The sequence below is a fragment of the Serratia sp. H1w genome, assembly GCF_000633355.1.
In the GTDB taxonomy this organism is placed as follows: domain Bacteria; phylum Pseudomonadota; class Gammaproteobacteria; order Enterobacterales; family Enterobacteriaceae; genus Chania.
Genome location: NZ_AYMQ01000087.1, coordinates 1 through 16,296, shown reverse-complemented (window position 1 = coordinate 16,296; position 16,296 = coordinate 1). Strand labels below are relative to the sequence as shown.

General features: G+C 55.1%; 19 protein-coding genes. 1 reads left to right on the top strand and 18 read right to left on the bottom strand.

The window, feature by feature from the left end; translation table 11 throughout:
* Positions 1-146: 146 nt before the first annotated feature.
* From btuD to U869_RS0119780, 18 genes are all read right to left on the bottom strand, one after another.
* A complete protein-coding gene (btuD, locus tag U869_RS0119855; protein WP_025119765.1) occupies positions 147-902 on the bottom strand; it encodes a vitamin B12 ABC transporter ATP-binding protein BtuD in 756 nt (251 codons plus the stop codon).
* A 15-nt stretch (positions 903-917) separates the two neighbouring features.
* The gene (locus tag U869_RS0119850) at positions 918-1,469 is read right to left on the bottom strand and encodes a glutathione peroxidase (protein ID WP_025119766.1); all 552 of its coding nucleotides are present in this window, start codon (positions 1,467-1,469) and stop codon (positions 918-920) included.
* A gap of 70 nt (positions 1,470-1,539) precedes the next feature.
* Positions 1,540-2,547, bottom strand: coding sequence for a vitamin B12 ABC transporter permease BtuC (gene btuC, locus U869_RS0119845; protein ID WP_025119767.1), 1,008 nt, complete (start codon positions 2,545-2,547; stop codon positions 1,540-1,542).
* A 176-nt stretch (positions 2,548-2,723) separates the two neighbouring features.
* Positions 2,724-3,173: a DUF2502 domain-containing protein gene (locus U869_RS0119840; RefSeq protein WP_025119768.1), complete on the bottom strand. Its 450-nt coding sequence runs from the start codon at positions 3,171-3,173 to the stop codon at positions 2,724-2,726.
* 324 nt (positions 3,174-3,497) lie between these two features.
* A complete protein-coding gene (locus tag U869_RS30975) occupies positions 3,498-3,716 on the bottom strand; it encodes a DNA-binding transcriptional regulator (RefSeq protein ID WP_071683683.1) in 219 nt (72 codons plus the stop codon).
* A 74-nt stretch (positions 3,717-3,790) separates the two neighbouring features.
* Positions 3,791-4,969, bottom strand: coding sequence for a phage late control D family protein (locus tag U869_RS0119835; RefSeq protein WP_025119769.1), 1,179 nt, complete (start codon positions 4,967-4,969; stop codon positions 3,791-3,793).
* Positions 4,966-5,451: a phage tail protein gene (locus U869_RS0119830; RefSeq protein ID WP_025119770.1), complete on the bottom strand. Its 486-nt coding sequence runs from the start codon at positions 5,449-5,451 to the stop codon at positions 4,966-4,968. The genes U869_RS0119835 and U869_RS0119830 overlap by 4 nt, the downstream gene beginning before the upstream one ends.
* Positions 5,452-5,464: 13 nt before the next feature.
* A complete protein-coding gene (locus U869_RS0119825) occupies positions 5,465-7,912 on the bottom strand; it encodes a phage tail tape measure protein (protein WP_025119771.1) in 2,448 nt (815 codons plus the stop codon).
* Entirely contained in the window at positions 7,905-8,024 is a 120-nt protein-coding gene (locus U869_RS30970; protein WP_071998264.1) for a GpE family phage tail protein, read from the bottom strand. Before U869_RS30970 ends, U869_RS0119825 begins: the two co-directional genes overlap by 8 nt.
* 32 nt (positions 8,025-8,056) lie before the next feature.
* Entirely contained in the window at positions 8,057-8,353 is a 297-nt protein-coding gene (locus tag U869_RS0119820) for a phage tail assembly protein (protein WP_025119772.1), read from the bottom strand.
* A gap of 62 nt (positions 8,354-8,415) precedes the next feature.
* Positions 8,416-8,937: a phage major tail tube protein gene (locus U869_RS0119815; protein WP_025119773.1), complete on the bottom strand. Its 522-nt coding sequence runs from the start codon at positions 8,935-8,937 to the stop codon at positions 8,416-8,418.
* Between the two features lie 15 nt (positions 8,938-8,952).
* Positions 8,953-10,122: a phage tail sheath protein gene (locus U869_RS0119810; RefSeq protein WP_025119774.1), complete on the bottom strand. Its 1,170-nt coding sequence runs from the start codon at positions 10,120-10,122 to the stop codon at positions 8,953-8,955.
* A 279-nt stretch (positions 10,123-10,401) separates the two neighbouring features.
* On the bottom strand, positions 10,402-10,923 hold the full coding sequence (locus U869_RS0119805) for a tail fiber assembly protein (protein WP_025119775.1): 522 nt from the start codon (positions 10,921-10,923) through the stop codon (positions 10,402-10,404).
* Between the two features lie 2 nt (positions 10,924-10,925).
* A complete protein-coding gene (locus U869_RS30135) occupies positions 10,926-13,205 on the bottom strand; it encodes a phage tail protein (RefSeq protein ID WP_025119776.1) in 2,280 nt (759 codons plus the stop codon).
* A 13-nt stretch (positions 13,206-13,218) separates the two neighbouring features.
* Positions 13,219-13,746 carry a phage tail protein I gene (locus U869_RS0119795; protein WP_029987267.1) on the bottom strand — a complete coding sequence of 176 codons (528 nt, stop codon included), beginning with the start codon at positions 13,744-13,746 and terminating at the stop codon, positions 13,219-13,221.
* Entirely contained in the window at positions 13,739-14,647 is a 909-nt protein-coding gene (locus U869_RS0119790; protein ID WP_025119778.1) for a baseplate assembly protein, read from the bottom strand. The genes U869_RS0119795 and U869_RS0119790 overlap by 8 nt, the downstream gene beginning before the upstream one ends.
* Positions 14,648-14,651: 4 nt before the next feature.
* Positions 14,652-14,999, bottom strand: coding sequence for a GPW/gp25 family protein (locus U869_RS0119785; protein WP_025119779.1), 348 nt, complete (start codon positions 14,997-14,999; stop codon positions 14,652-14,654).
* Entirely contained in the window at positions 14,996-15,637 is a 642-nt protein-coding gene (locus tag U869_RS0119780; RefSeq protein ID WP_025119780.1) for a phage baseplate assembly protein V, read from the bottom strand. Before U869_RS0119780 ends, U869_RS0119785 begins: the two co-directional genes overlap by 4 nt.
* Positions 15,638-15,740: 103 nt before the next feature.
* Here U869_RS0119780 and U869_RS0119775 point away from each other — a divergent pair, with 103 nt between their 5' ends.
* A complete protein-coding gene (locus U869_RS0119775) occupies positions 15,741-16,295 on the top strand; it encodes a GTP pyrophosphokinase family protein (protein WP_025119781.1) in 555 nt (184 codons plus the stop codon).
* The last annotated feature ends 1 nt before the right edge of the window (position 16,296 follow it).

Genomic DNA, 16,296 nt, shown 5'->3' with positions numbered 1-16,296 from the left:
ATCAGCGTAGCAGGTCGTCGCAGCTTTTCCACTAACAATGAAAGATTTTCGAGAAGATTTTGATCTCGCTGAGATTATTTATATTCGGCGCGTTTACTTTTCGTTTATCTTTGGTCCTTATTGATTAAAATAACAGCAAATTATGACTAGGCTGTTTTTGTCATGATCCAACGCTGCTCTCCTAGCGCCTGTAAATGAAAATCAACTTCATAAACCTTGGATAATAACCCTGGCTCCATCACATCGTGTGTATTCCCTTCGGCCACCAACCACCCTGCTTGCAACAGCCAGACCCGATCGGCCTGTTGCAAGGTATGATTGAGGTCGTGAGCGCAGACCAGCGCACTGCGGCCACTTTGGCAGAATTCATGCAGCAAACGATCCAGCGCCACCTTTTGTGCCACATCCAGGCTGTTGGTAGGCTCATCGAGCAGCAGCAGTTGGCCCTGCGGGTTGATCGTTGGCCAAACCTGCAACAGCACCGCGGCCAGCCGCACGCGTTGCCATTCCCCCCCTGAAAGCTGGGTCAACATGCGGGATAACTTGTCCGCCAGCTTCAGGCTACGGGCCAGATAAAGGATGGTGCTTTCCAGTTCATTGGCGTCCGCCCCAACGGGCTGATGCAAGGCGAGATATTGAAACACCGGCATCAGCGTAACCGGAGGCTGCTGCTGGCACAGATAAGCCCGGTGTCTGGCCAGCTCCGCACCTGAATACGCCTCCAGCAACCGGCCAGACAGACGGACTTCACCAATCCCCGGCAACATTCCCGCCAATCTGGCCAACAGCGTACTCTTGCCCGCACCGTTTGGGCCGATCAGATGCACCTGCAACCCAGCGGCGATTTGCCCCGAAAACGACATTAATCGCCCTTCTACCCCAACCTCACTGAGTTGCAGCATGGTTCTGTCGCTCCTTTACTTGGCCAAAGCCTGTTCGATAGCTGCAGATACCAACGGATCTTCCGGCGTCATATCCGGTGAGAAACGCTGGATCACCGTGCCATCACGGCCTATCAAGAACTTCTCAAAGTTCCACAGGATATCGCCGGTGTGCTTCGGCGCACGGCCTTTGCTGCTCATCCGCTCAAGGAAACCGCTGCCTTCCGGCGCGACGGCTTGTGGTTGTGCGGCAATCAGTTGCCGATACAGCGGATGACGCCCTTCGCCATTGACTTCGATTTTGGCAAACATCGGGAACTGCACGCCAAAGGTGCCACGGCAGAACGCCAGGATCTCTTCATTGCTGCCCGGCTCCTGACCAAGAAACTCATTGGAGGGGAAGCCCAACACCGCAAAACCCTGTTCACGCCAGGTTTCATACAGCGTTTCCAGACCTTCATATTGCTTGGTCAGGCCGCATTCCGACGCCACGTTGACCACCAGCAGCACTTTGCCTGCATAGGCGTCCAGCGTGGTTGATTGGTTCTCGATGGTTTGCAGGGTAGTGGCATAAATCGGGTTGCTCATCAGATAGTATCCTTTGGTTTTATTTGCAGGTGATACAGAAAAACACCGCCGGCGATCGCCGGTAGCCGCTTTACCTTACGCTTTTTGTCCGGGCCAGTAACCAGATAAAAAGTGGCGCGCCCAGCGTCGCAGTCACCACGCCGATGGGTAATTCCGCCGAAAACAGCGCAATCCTCGCCACCACGTCCGCCACCAGCAACACGCCCGCCCCCGCGAGTGCACAGCCAGGCAGCAGATAGCGCTGGTTGGTCAAACCGCTGAGACGAAGAATATGCGGGATCACCAGGCCGAGAAAGCCAATCACGCCCGCCAGCGCCACGCTGGTTCCCACCAGCCAGCCAATGGCCAGCACCAGCAGATTACGCCAGACATGCAGGGAAAGGCCCAACTGCCTGGCCTGCATTTCGCCAAGCGTCATCAGGTTGAGTGGCTTGCCTTGCGCGCATAGCCACAGCAGCACCGGCAACAGGGCTAACAGCAGCCATTTCTGCCGCCAATCCACTCCGCCGAAACCGCCCATCATCCAATACATCAGTTGCCGCAGATCGAGGCTCGAACTGAAATAGACAGCCCAGGTCATGACCGCGCTACACACAATCCCCAGCGCGACGCCCACTAGCAGCAAACGCGCGTTACTCAACCGGCGACGGCGGGCAAACATCAGCAACAGGAAGGTCATCACCAAAGCGCCAATGATGGCGTTCATGCTCATCAGCGCCACCGGCAACAGGCCGTTACCGAACAGTACCGTCAGCACTAGCGCCACTCCGGCACCGTTGGATACGCCCAGCAATCCCGGTTCCGCCAGCGGGTTTTCAAACAGGGCCTGCATCGCCGCCCCGGCCACCGCCAGGCTGGCCCCTACCAGCATCACGGCCAGTGCGCGTGGCAGCCGCAATTGCCAGACAAACAGCTGTGCAGGCTCACTCAACCATTGCGCTGGCCAGATCCACAGATCCCCGGCGCTCAGGCTGAAGGCAAACGCCAGCACGACGCCCAGCGTCAGCCAGGACAAATAGCGTTTATCGCGTCGGTGTTGCTGCTGTTGTAACAACGTGAAGGTCTGACTGCTCGGCATAACTACACAACTTCCCTACTGGCCAGGATTATGGCCTGAAAATAACGTCTTGCAGCAAATAGTAGGAGGTTCGGACGCTGAGGGGAAGGTCTGAATGAACGAATGGTGGGGAAAACAGCGGCTGGCACTGCCGGTCATCAAGACGATGATGGCAATACCAGCCTCCGTGAAATTGATTAACGCTGAGGACCGTTACCATTGGCAGGGTAAGGTTTACCCTGCCCGTTGCCGTTATTGTTGTTGCCACGGTCATGATCGTTGCCACGATCGTGCTGATTATCACGGCCGCCGTTATCATGTTGGTTGTTGTGCACATTGCCATTGTCATGGCGATCGCCGTGGAAAGGGTTGCCTCCACGCTGTTCATTACCGTGTGCCGGAGCCGGTTGCCAGCGGCCACCGTCCCAATACAGGCCACGATCGTTACGTTCCCCTACGCCACGCCCCTGATGTTCATGCCACCACTGCGGTGGACGCCAGTCGTAGCCATCCCAGTAGTAACCGCGTTTATCCTGATCGCCAAGATGCAGTGAAACACCGGGCACGTTGATATCAATAGATACGGCCGCCTGAGCCGCAATCGGCAGCAACAGGGGTAAACACACCAGCAACAGGATCTTTTTCATTGAACGCTCTCCCTTTAGTAAAGCTGGCATGGTTATATCAAGGCCCCCCTGGCACGCCTATTGGAGCAACGCCGATTTTCAGATCGTTTTCACTCTCCTTACGCAATTCCTACACGGTTATTTTGGTGAGAGCGAGTTCATATGTAGCTGAACGGGCGCAGCATGCAGCGCCCCGGGATTGGTTCGGTAGCTCCCAAAGAAAAAGGCCGCTTGCGCGGCCTAGCAATAAGTGTTTAATAATATGAAATAAAAGGATTTATTTCTAAGCGTGTCCACGCATTGACCACACTTCGAAAAAAGCCCCGGATTTCCGGGGCGATTTGCTTACATCAACATACTTTGCTGGCCGTAGTGGTTAGGGTGAGGCAGCACCGGGTTTACCCTGCCGGGCGACATGATTGACCGCTCAACGGTCTCCATGGTGACAAATGTATGTCCGCAATTGACGTTCTGGCACTGATGGTAACGCTCCTTGGTGTTCTCGCTCAGGTAACGACTAGAACGGGCATGTGCAGCAGTGCCGCATAAGTTGCAATGGAACATATTTATCACCTCTACCGGTCAGTTTCGATAAAGACATTTTAATATATTTTATTTATAAAACAACAAGTTAATAATTATTCATCACTTTGTTTTTCCTCTTCGTACTCGACATCGGAAAGCCCCACCTCAAGCTCTAGCGCCGTCGTGTAACCACCATCGCCGAGCGAGTGGGTTACCTTAGTGATTATCCACGCCTGCTCGTCTATGACGCGCTTAAAGCCTTTTACCGCCACCGGCGTTTCTGGGTACAAGTCCGCACGCCCCATGGCGAGATTAATGGAAAACTCAGCAACACCGCGTTGCAGTTTGTCCCATTTGGCCTTAGCTGCCCGCGTAGCTTGCGCCTTGGTGGCATAGATGGTGGTCAGCGCAAACACGTTGTCAGGTTCACCGGCCATATACTCGCCCTCGCGTTCCTCCTTCGGTTTTGCCGGTGCCTTCTTGCTGGCTGTGGGCTTGGTGGCCTTGGGATGTTGCAGTGCGCGCAGGTGCTTAGCCTTCGGCTTGCGTTTGAGTTTGACCTTTTTCTTTTGTGGCGCTTTCGGGTCTTTGGTGTGGAGCCACTTGGCCGTAACGCCGGTATAGGCTCCCCGGTCAGCAATAGCAAACTGATGTTGGTCACCGTCACGGCGCTCGATGGTCACCTGCGGGATGGGTTTGCCGCTGGCCGTTACGCCGCTGCCACCGTTGAGAAACAGCAATTTCCCCGCTTTGACCGACACCTCCGCCCCGTTGCGGGTGGCAAGGCGCGTCAGGAATTTGGCATCGGACTCCTGAGCTTGGTCAATGTGCGGGATAGCAATACCGGCCAGCCCCTCGGCCACTCTGGCCGTCAGCTTGTTACGGGCGGCAATCTTCTCAAGCACCGCGCCGAGCGTGGTGTCGTGATAAGACTCCTCACGGCGTGAATTGAGCGTGCCACGAAAATCCGCGCTACGAGCCCGAATCGTTAGCGTATCTGGTGCGCCCCGGTGCTCCACTTCGTCCACCGTGAAAGTGCCCTTGTTGACCAACGGCTGCCCCTGCCACCCCAACAGCAACGCGAGCACTGCGCCACGCGCAGGCATCATGACTTGACCGTCAGCATCATCCAGCTCGATATCGAGCTGGTCAGCCTCAAAGCCGCGATTATCAGCCAGCGCAAGTGACAGCAAGCGCGGGCTGATGTTCTGCGTGATGTCCTTACCTTCCATCGTGAGCATAAAGGCCGGGGCCACTTTCGTCCCCGCATCCAGCGTTAAACCCGGCATCATGAGAACAGCCCCCCAATTGCATCACTTGCCTTGCCTGCCAGCGTTCCAGCCTGACCGAGCAAATCCTCGGCCTGTGCCCGTAAATCCCCGTAAAGCGCCGTCAGGGATTCATCCACGCGGGTCAGCGTGAGCGAAAACTCAATGCGCCGCGCACTACCGTCAGAAAAGAACTCAGTGCAGGTCTCGCTGATACTGTTGACCACAAACATCCCGTAAATGGTGCCGGTGCCTTCCAGCATCGGCCACGCCCGCCCCTCGGCGGCCATCACATCAAGGAGCTGCAACGAGACTTTCCCGCCGGTAATCTCCGGCATCAGTTCCCCGGATAGCGTGATTTTCTCCTCGCTGACACCAAGAAACTGCAACGTTGGCCGCTGGCCAATCCGGCTATTGGACGGCCAGCGATAATCAACATTGCGCTGCATGGTTTGGTAAGGCAGCGTTTGCAGGCGAAACACAAACAACCCCAGGATTAACATCATGATTATTGCCCCCTTAATCACTGGCCAATGTTGAACGCTGCGCAGCGCGTGCTTTACGCTCGCGGTCTTCAACCACCTGTAGCAACATCCGCTTGGTTTCCGCCTCGGTCATGCCGCCGGGGTGGCTGCTGGATACATGGAAGTTATTGACGCTGTTGTCCGTGTAAGCCCGCCCACCTCCGGCACTGACCGGCACATAAGCCCCTGGCATTGCACCACCCACAGGGTAATAACCACCCCCGCTAGCCCCGGCGGCGTAGTCGTTGGCCTTCTGCGCCTTTTTATCGATGTCGCTGGATTCACTGTTGATGACACCCAGCTTTTCCAGCACCCACTTAATCCCCTCTCGCAGCTTGTTGAATGCCTTAAGCGGTAGCATCAGCGCATCGGCCAGTCGGCGACCAAACTCAACACCGGCGTTCTTGCAACTATCAAGGCTCTCCTGACTGGACTTCACCGGTTTTAACAGGTCGGTGAACCACTGCCACGCCTGCTTGAGCCAGCCGCCAAGGGCGTCAAACATCGGCTTAAGCGGCGTAAACAACTCGGCAATCGGCGCAAATGCCTCCGAGATACCGATAATCACCCCACCAAAGAAGGCGCTGATGGGTTCCCAATACTTACGGATAAGCAGTGCGCCCGCGACAAAGGCAGCAGCCACGGCGACCACCGGCCACGTTATCGCCCCCAGTACAGCCATGATGGCCCCACCGGCAGCGCTAAACACCGTACTGAGCAACCCGGCAGCAGCTATGATTGTGTTAATGCCCGAAATCACTGGCCATGCGACCAGCCCAATCCCACCCAGCGCGCCAATGGCGGCCAGAATGGCCGTGGTGAACGTGAAGATTTTTTTGGTCAGTTCCGGGTTTTCCTTTGCCCATTTGCCAATGGTGGCCAGCCACTCCGTCGTCGTGCGGGTCAGTTTTCTCAGTGCTGAATCTTGCTTTTCGAACACCTCAATCTGTAAATCTTCCCAGGCCGACTGAAGGTTTTTTAAATCCCCGTCAAGGTTGTCGGTCTGGACTTTCGCCACCTTGTCCGTGGTTCCTTTCGACCCGGCAATCGCCGCACGCTTCTCCGCCAGTTTCCCGCTACCGGCAGCGGCAACGAGCTTGACGGCACCCTTCATGGCCTCCTCACCAAAGATGACTTTCAGGTATTCCGCCTGCTGCGCGGTGCCGAGTTTGTTTTTCTTGAATGACGCATGGATAGATTTAAGGATTTTTTCAACGGGCAGCATGTTGCCTTTGCCGTCCCGCGTCTTGACACCCAGCTCACCCAGTGCCGCCGGTGATTGCCCACGAGGAGCCTGTAGGCGGCTAAAGATGGCGCTGGTGCCCGTCCCCGCCATGGATGCCTTGATGCCGTTGTCCGCCAAAATACCCAGCATGGCGGTGGTGTCTTCAATACTGGCCCCGGCAGCCTCGGCAATCGGTGCGGCGTACTTCATCGCCTCGCCCAGCTCGACAAGGTTGGTATTTGACGAGGTAAAGCCCTTGGTCATTACATCCGCAACGCGCTCAATCTCCGACATCGGCAGGTTAAAGGCTGACTGCATGTTGGTGATGATGTCAGCCGCTTGCGCGATATCCACATCGGCGGCCAGACTGAGATTTACCGTTGAGCCGGTAGCAGCCAGAACCGCATCAGCGTCATAGCCTGACTTGGCCAACGTTGTTTGCGTGCGCGCCACATCCATCGGCGAGAAGGCTGTCGACCCGCCAATGTCACGTGCCTGTTGCCGGATTTTGACCAGTTTCTCGTCACTTTTATCCACATCAAGAATGGATTGCGTAGCCGACATCTGCTTATCAAAACCCACGCCGGGCGCAATAAACCGGCCCGCTGCATACAGGCCCGTCGTCGCAATCCCTACCCCGGCAGCGCCCATGCCTGCCACATTGCCCGCCAACTGCTTGCCAGTCTGATAGCGCCGCTGGACGTTGCTTAGCCGAGCCTGCTGCTGACTGACGCGTGCCAGCGCCTCACGCTGGCGATTTAACTGGCCAGTGGTGTCGCTGATGGAAGTCCTGAGCCTGCGCTCATCATTGGCCAGCGTGCGTGTATTAATCCCAGCCTGCGCCAACTCCTGGCGCTGGCGATGCACAGATTGACGCAGACCGTTGTGCTTAAGCTGCAACTCCGAGGCCGCCCGCTTGGCCGCTTCCATGGCTTTCACCTGCGCATTGGTGGGATTGACTGTGCTTTTCAGCGCAATCGCCAGTGCGGCGGCTTCCTGCTTGGCCTTTTTTAGTGCCTTACTCGTGACGGCAAGCTGCGCACTTGACTCGCGAAAGACCTCAATACGCCTAGCCTGAGCATTCAGTTTTTTGAGGTCTTGCTGTGTTGCGCGGATGTTCGCAGACAGCGTTTTACTTGCCGTCTGGATATGCTTGAAAGGTCGGCTTGCTTGGTCAACGGCCTTGAGTAGCACCTGCAACTTGACGTTGTTACTCATTCGCGTGCCCGCTTCGTTTGAGCGCCTTATCGCGCCAGTTGAAAAGCTCCGACAGGCTCATCGGGTAAAGCTCTGATGGCGGCCAGTGGAATATCACTGCGATGTCCGCCATCAGGTCATCAACCGAGAAACCAGCGGGAAAATTTAGCGTTCCGAACTCTGTGAGAAAAAACCCACAACCTCACCGGCCAGCGCCACAATATCAGGCAACTCCAGCGCGGTGACCTCGCTCTCGGTCAGTGACGGATACGTCATGCGCGGTAAGACTTTGATTAACGCATCAACCTCCGCCCCCGCCACGGCTGCCAGACTCACGCCACGCAAGGTGCCCGTGTTCGGCTTAATCAGCGTGACAGATTTAATCTCAGTATCGCCACGTTTTACCGGCACATTCAGGGTAACCACGTTCGGGGCTTTTGCTGCTTCATCTACGTTGCTCATGGGGTTCTCTCACTTGATTTGAATGGGAAAAGGTGCGGCCAGCCATGCTGACCGCCAGTAAATTACGACAGGCCGATATTGCGGCGATGGCGCTCCAACATATCGACGCCGTTCACACGTTCAATCATGTTGATAGTGTCGATTTCGATGCGCTCCTTGCCGTCAATAGTCAGCTTGTAATAGGTGCATTGGGTGGTGATTTTGGTCTCGGTATCCTCACCCTGCTTCTGTTCGCCGGAATCAATTTCCTTGTGACGGCCACGCAGCACGACCTCGACGGCTACCGTGTCGCCGGTATCGTCGCGCTGGTAAGAGCCACAGAAACGCAGCGGCACCGCCGAGGCATTGGCGGCAGCGTATTGCCCCCACAATGCATCATCAGGTAGGCCGCCGATGGCCCATTCCACACTCAGCGCATCATCGTCCAGGCCAAAATCCACCGGGGCGCTGCCGTTCATGCCGCCGCCGCGATAGTTCTCTAGTTTGCGAGTCAGTTTCGGCAGGGTCACCGAGCTGACAAGACCCATGTAGCTCAAGCCGTCATTAAACAGGTTGAGGTATTTCAGTTTGCGCGGGAGTGCCATGCGTTAGGTGTCCTCTTAGCTGTTGACGGCGGCGGCCAGATTGGCCAGATATTTATCGGTGATGCGCTGGCGCAGGGTTAAATCTTCCAGCGGTGGCACCGGCGTATAGTCATAATCAATAAACAGTTTCCCGCCCTTTAATGACTCCTTATCGTTGGCGCTTTCGTCATACCAGCAATCCGCATCAATGATGTAACCATTGCTTTTCAGCTCGCGGAATTTAGCCTTGATGCCGTCAATGATGTCGCGGATGAGTGTGGCGGTAACCGGCTTATCCACTGCCCACATGTGTCCTTCGGCCATAGTGTCGGCAATCACCTGCGCGGTGCGGGTGTAGTTTTCAAACAGGAAAAGCGGATCATCAGAACAGGTACGGTTACCCCAGAAGCGGAAGCCGTCTTTGCGGATGAGGGTGGTGACCCCGGCTTTGTTGAGCAGGTCAGCATCAGTGCCGGGTGCCTGTAAATCCCAGAACACCGAGGCACTGATACCGGTCACGCCGTTAACGCTGACGTTAGACAGGGTTTTGTGCCAGCCTTGCTCCTGGTCGATTTTGGCCCGCAGACCGAGCGCGCGCGCCGTGGCATAAGCCGTGTTACTGGCGTTTGTCGTGGTATCCCATGCAAGGAAATCCGGCCAAATCAGCATCAGCTCACGCTGGCCAAAGTTGTCACGGTATTTGATGGCATCAGAGATAGTTTTGCAGCCCCAGGCGGCAATGTAGCCAAAGGCGCGCAAAGACTGGCAAACCGTCGCCAGCGCGGCGGCCACCTCTTTCGTATCTAACCCTGGCACACCAAGGATGCGCGGCTTAACGCCGGTGACCGCTTGCGCCGTCAGCAGCGCCTTGATGCCGGTATATTGGCCGGTAGCATTTGCGCCGCCGATGATGTTAGAGGTGGTCTCGGCAGCGTCTTTGCCTTCGGCGACGCGCACCACCACCGTGACCGGTTTACATTGGTCAGCAATGGCCTGCAACGCAGCGGCCAGCGTGCCTTTTTTACCAGCCTTGCCTACCGCCGCTTGTACATCGGTAATCAATACCGGCACGTTGAGCGGGAACATGACCGGGCCGGCATCGCTGGAGGTGCACACCATGCCGACAATGGCGGTCGAAACAGTTGAAATCACGCGGGTGCCGTCGTTGATTTCAATGACTCGCACGCCGTGATGGTAGTCACTCATTGAGTTTACTCCGTGGTTGTTTGGTGCAGACAGCTTGCCGCCACGCAGGGGCGCGCGCACGTCATCGGCGTTGGAAGGCCCGCCAGACAACAACACAAAGGAATGATAGGAAGGAGTGTTTCATTACGATCGTTTTCGCCGATCAATATGTCTGTATTGATCTATCTAATCGATTGGACGTGTTTTGGTCGGGCGGGTTAGGGTTTACCCAGACGCGACAACACCAGGGAAAGGCCGCGCCAAGAAGCGAAGCCCGGCAAATTATGCCGGGCTTTTGCTTTATGCGGGCTGGTCAGGGAAAACAATATCCGGGGCCAGACCGACATCAATGGCTTGCACTTTCTGCACGTACTCCATCCATTCAATCAGTGATTTTTTATCCCCCTCGGTAATCATCCCCAACGCGAGTTGCGTTTGCCACGCCTGAGTTTTCGCGCTGGCTTCGGTCATCAGCTTTTCTTTCTGCGCCTGGGCCTGTGCTTCATGCTCCGCCTGGGTATAAATGCGCGGGATGATTTTCTTGCCGTTAAACATCCAACCACCGGCATCCGACAGCCCGGCTGGCGTGTTTTTTTGGCTCACTTCAACAACGGACAAATTGACGGGCCACAACATGGAAACGTCGCACGTCACAGCCCACACAGTGCCGTCGGCATCATAGGCAATCTTGGTGGTATCGGGTAAAAAATCCCGCTGCTGCTCATACCAATCATTGCCATCCTCATCGCGCAGATAAGCCACCATTGCGCCTAACTCTGGTTCGTCGGGATTGTATTGCTTGAGATTTTTTAAATGTTTCATTATCACACCGTTTCTACAGTGGCCCACTGGCCGTTAATTAATACTTGGACAGCAGAGTAAGCCCCCCAGATATTAGGGTCATAGTTAGAGCCTGACATTGCCGTATAAACACAACCTGGCGGCAATGAAATATGACCACCAGTATCCCGAACAACCACCCGCCCAGATAAACGTACCGCTTGCGCGAAATGTTTATAAACCCACGCCTGCAAATTAGTATTCAGGGTGGAAACCTGGTTGGCAATATAATTACTTAGATAACCACCCCACACCGAGCCATACACATTCCCGTCATTGGCATACACTGTTCCACCGCTGAAATTAATCTGGGGATTCACACCGGAGATACTCAGCAAACCGTCATTGCGCAACGAAAAATAGGAATCCGTGGTGCCGTATTTATTATGCAAAGACACCTCGGCGCTTTGCCCAACAGTTTCATTATAATAAAACTCGGCGAGTTGGGTTTCTGCCACCCGAAGGCGCAAGCCGTTAGCCTGCCGGTGCACCTTCCCTGCGCCGTCAGTATAGGTTGCAAATCCCATTTTATTAACAAAGTTGGCATCAGTCAGGGTCATCTGTGTGCCTAATGTCACGCCACCACTGGTCATTGACACGGCAAATGGACGGTGACTGCTATAGCTACCCAATTGGTCTCCAGGGTTAGTCATTAGCAGATATAATGCGTTTCCATCTTGACGCCAAAATGTGCCGTAATTCCCTCCAATAATCCGATAGTTATTTTGGTTGGTGGATTGAAATTCAGAACTGGTTTTCACGATACCGGATAACTGGCCGCCTGTTTTCATCAAATAGCGCCCATCCGCCTCGGTTTTATTCCAGGCATTCACGTCCGCTGCCGAGGGTTTATTGTTGGTGTGATAGATTATGCTATTAACAGCCTGATTTGCCTCAGTACCCCAACAGAGATTACTTTTATTATCAATACCAAGCCGATATAGTGGCGTACTGGCACCGAGCTGGAACCCGATAGATAAATTGGCGGTGGCACTGCTGCGCTTTAATATCAAAGGAGTGTGTTCAACGCCAGTAATTAGCATCGCGGTATTTTCTGTGCTCGTCGAATCGGTTTTAACCGTCAGGCTTTTTACCGTACCGCCTGATAGTTTCAGGTAACGAGCATCTGCCTCGGTCTTGTTCCAGGCGTTCACATCCCCGGCCAGCAGATTGACATCGGCACTCAGCGGCTTACCGTTCACCTTGATGGATCGCAGCGCATACTTGCCATCACTTTGCGCCGCTGTATAAGCATTTCCAGTATGCAGTAATTCACTCCAACCTAGAAAATCCATGTTGGAATCTTTGGTGCGGAAAGCCGCGCGCCCCTGCCGCCAAGCCAGTTGCAGCACATAGGGTGCAGCGGTAGCCGATGGCCGCCAAGCATGGTTAATAATCCCCGCAGATGCCGCAATTGGCGGCGTATCCGGGTCGCTAACGGCTGACCATGTAAACCCTGTGAAAGCATTCGCCCCGCCAAGGTCGGCCAGCTTATGCCTGCGCTCGGGCTGCATTAAACCCAGGCCAAACGCCCTGTTGGCGGTTAACACCTGTCCGGTAGCTTCACCCGTTTCACACAAGGCGGCAGACTTTAGCCCCAGATTAGCGCGGGCCTTGGCCTTATCCGGCAAATCAGCCAGATTTTGCGTCAACTTCACCGCAGCATCGTTTACCGCTTTGACCGCTTTCGGTGTGGCCGCCAGGGTCTCGCTGGTGCTGTTGGTGACGCTGCTCAGTTGCACAAAGCCCTTGGCAGTTGTTGTGCCGTCTGGATGGTTACGGGACTTGGCATGGTCATCAATCGCCGCCGCCACAAAATCACGGGTCGCGGTTACCATATCGCCATTTACAATCAGCGTGATGGCCTCGGTGTGACTGACAATCAACACCATGCGCAGGGTTTGCGTGCGCCCGCTGCCCTCCTCCAGCTTTGGCTTATAGGACTCGGCCATATTGCTGACCGCAATCAGCACACCATCCGCGTCATACAGGCCCATTTCACGCAACCAGAAGCCGCCCACGCTGGCCGGAATAATTAACTCGGCAATCAGCCGGTCTGGCAGAGCCTTATCGGTAGTCAGTGAGTTAAGCGCCGCGCGGTAACGCTCGTTAATCAGTTTGGTTTGCGCCGGGTTTGGCGTGGGTAACTTGCCGTTTCCGTCCCCGACGGCCAGTCGGTCAATTTTCAGGGGCTTTCCGCCTGCGCTGGCGGCTGCAATTTTTGCCGCCCCGGCGGTGGTCAGAATAGCTTTGTATTTGCTCATGGTTTCTCGCTTTTTATCCGGGGTAAACAGTAATCGTGTCGCCATCGTAAATGCCGACGCCGGTGTAAATGGGGCCATTCACGTCCTGCACGATATTGAGGCCGATAAGGTGGCGACTGACCGGCTTGGCGTCAGCAATCATCCGCTCCATCTCTAAATACATTTCCTCGGTGATGCCAGTTTCTAATACACCAATATCCAGTCGAAAGGTGCCGGGCGGGTCGTTGGTTTGCCACCACTCATGCACCTTGATGAGATAGCCGAGCGGCTCCACGACCCGACGAACGGCTCCGATAGTGCCCTTATGGCTGTGCAGGTAAAACGCCGAGGTCACCACGTTGCGCTTGACCACCTCCGACCATGTTTCATCCCATCGGTCAACCGAGAAGGCCCAGGCCAGATAGGGCAGCAAATTGAGTGGGCAGGTTGCCGGGTTCCACAAATCACGCAACGGCACCGGCACGCGAACCAACTCAGCGCAGGCGCGCGCGGCGGCTGCCTCCAGCGGCGAGGAGCCGACAGGCAATAGGCGGCTATTCATCAGAACCCCCGACGGTGATGCGGTACTTCTCGCAAAACGATGCCTGGGTGTTATCCAGAACGATATCGGCCAGCGGCTTTTTCAGCTCCACCCGCTGCACGCCTTCCACATGCAGCGCGGCATAGATGGCTGACAGGCGAATATCACGTCCGAGCCGGTGCTGTGCGGTGATGTAGCGTTTGAGCTTGGCCTCGGCTGCGGCCTGTATGGGGGCCGCCTCCGGGCCTGGATAGAGATAGAGCACCGCATCAACAATATACTTAACGATGGTTGCGGCCTGTACCGTCACGCGGTCAGCCACCGGGCGCACGTTCTCATCATTCAAGGCGCGAGCAACCACTGCCAGCAAGTCGGCACTGGCCGTGCCGTTCCCCTCGCGCGACAGCACCGAAATGGTCACACAGGCAGGACTCGGACTGGTTGCCTTCACATCCGCAACACGGCCATCGGCGTTGCGGCCATGACGCTCATAGGCACCCGACGGCCCGGCAACGCTGATACCCTCAAATGCCTGCTGGATGCGCAGCCGATACTCGCTATCAGATTCCATGACCGCCGGGGTTGGCGGTAACGTGGTGTCATTGGCGGGAATGGTCACCAGTCGCGGCGTATCAAAATTCGCGCCGAGCTGGTCAAGGTCACCACCACTGGCAAAGGCCACCATCACCGCAAGGGCAGCCTCATTCACCCGTTGTCGCAGCACTAGCTCGCGATACGCGTTTTCTTGCAGCAGCTTGACGATAGGGTCGGACTCCAACGCCAAGGTGCGCGCAATAGCCTCCTGCCGGTCTGGCGGGTACAAGGAAATCAGCGTTGCTTTGCGCTCAGCCAGCAGGCTCTCATAATCCAGCTCCTCCACCACATTCGGGGCGGGAAGCTGGCTTAAATCAATGGTAGGCATAGTGTCAGCTCAGGGGGACGGTTAAAGAAAATGTGCCACTTACGTCGCGGCGCACGCCGGTGATATCGACGACCATTTGGCCATTGAAATAGCTCTCGAAGGTGATGGCCGTCAGGCTGATGCGCGGCTCCCACTTGAGAATGGCCACGTAGCAGGCTGCCATCACTTGCAGCTTGACCGCTGCGTTTTGCGGCTGGTCAATCAAGGCTGATAACAGTGAGCCGTACTCACGACGCATCACCCGCGATCCAATCGGCGTGATGAGTATGTCGCGCACGCTTTGGCGGATATGGTCAAGGTCGGTTAATTCGGTGCCAGTGTCGCGGTTCATGCCGCTGTAGCGCGCTGTCATCTTGTGCCCTCCGTCCAGCCACCGCCGCGCTGCACGCCGCCGTGACCGTGGTTGTCTATCTGCACGTTGTTGGATGTGAAGGTGCCGCCGGAATGGCTGATATTCCCTTTCATCTCACCGCCTTTCTGCACTTCCAGTGTGGCGGTGGTCAGCTTGTTGGTGCAGACCACCTCCGGTGTGTTTAGAGTGATTTTCTCGCTGGCGTTGACCGTGACCACGGGCACCGTGACGGTGACCGACTCGGAGGCGGTCACGTCCGCCGTTTTGATGCCGGTAACTTTCAGCGCGCCGGTTGCTGGCTCGTACTCAATGACCGCACCATCGGGAAAGCTGACATGAAAAGCATCGGGGGAGACTGACGGCGGCGGGTTGTCATCGGAATAAATGCCCGGCAGCACAAAGGCGGTATCCAGTTCGCCACCCAGGGACAACACAAGCACCTGCTCACCTTCTGACGGTGCCCACCAAGTGCGAGAGCGCCCGGCGCGACAGGTCAACCAATTCAGCCAGTCGGTGGTATTGCCGCCGGTTTGGACGCGGCAGTATCCCTCATCGGTATTGACGTCAACAACGACACCGATGCGGATGAGGTTGCGCACTGCTCGTGCGAGTTCTGAAATTTTGGATTGAGTTGTCATAGGAAGATCTTGAGGCACTGTGACAATTGACTCAATCAAGAGATCTTTGGTGATTGAAGAAACAACCGGCATTATGTTATCTTGAAAAAAAAAAGAGGTTTTTATGGAAAAAATTCTCAGTTCCTTTGACAAAGAAAAAGTAAAGTATGACTCTTGTGCTAAAAGTTTCGAGTCCTTACTTTCCAGCTTATTATTAAACAATGGGATATCCATTCACTCGTTGGAGTCAAGAGTAAAAGAACGCGATAGTCTAGAAAAGAAATTAGTCAAAAAGAACAAATATAGAAACATAGATGAGATAACAGATGTGGTTGGAATTCGCATCATCACTCACTACGCTGATGATGTTGATAAAGTTGCTGAAATTGTAGAGCGTGAATTTTTAGTAGATAAAGAAAACTCCATAAACAAAGCATCTTCTCTAGAGCCAGATAGATTTGGGTATTTATCACTGCACTATATTATTTCATTAGATAAAAACAGATCGGCTTTATTCGAGCACAGTAAATACAAAGACACCAAAATTGAAATTCAGATAAGAACAATACTCCAACACGCCTGGGCTGAAATTGAACATGATATCGGCTACAAATCAAACATTGGCCTCCCCGACGTAATTAGACGCCAATTTTCACGGCTAAATAGCTGCGCGGAATAGT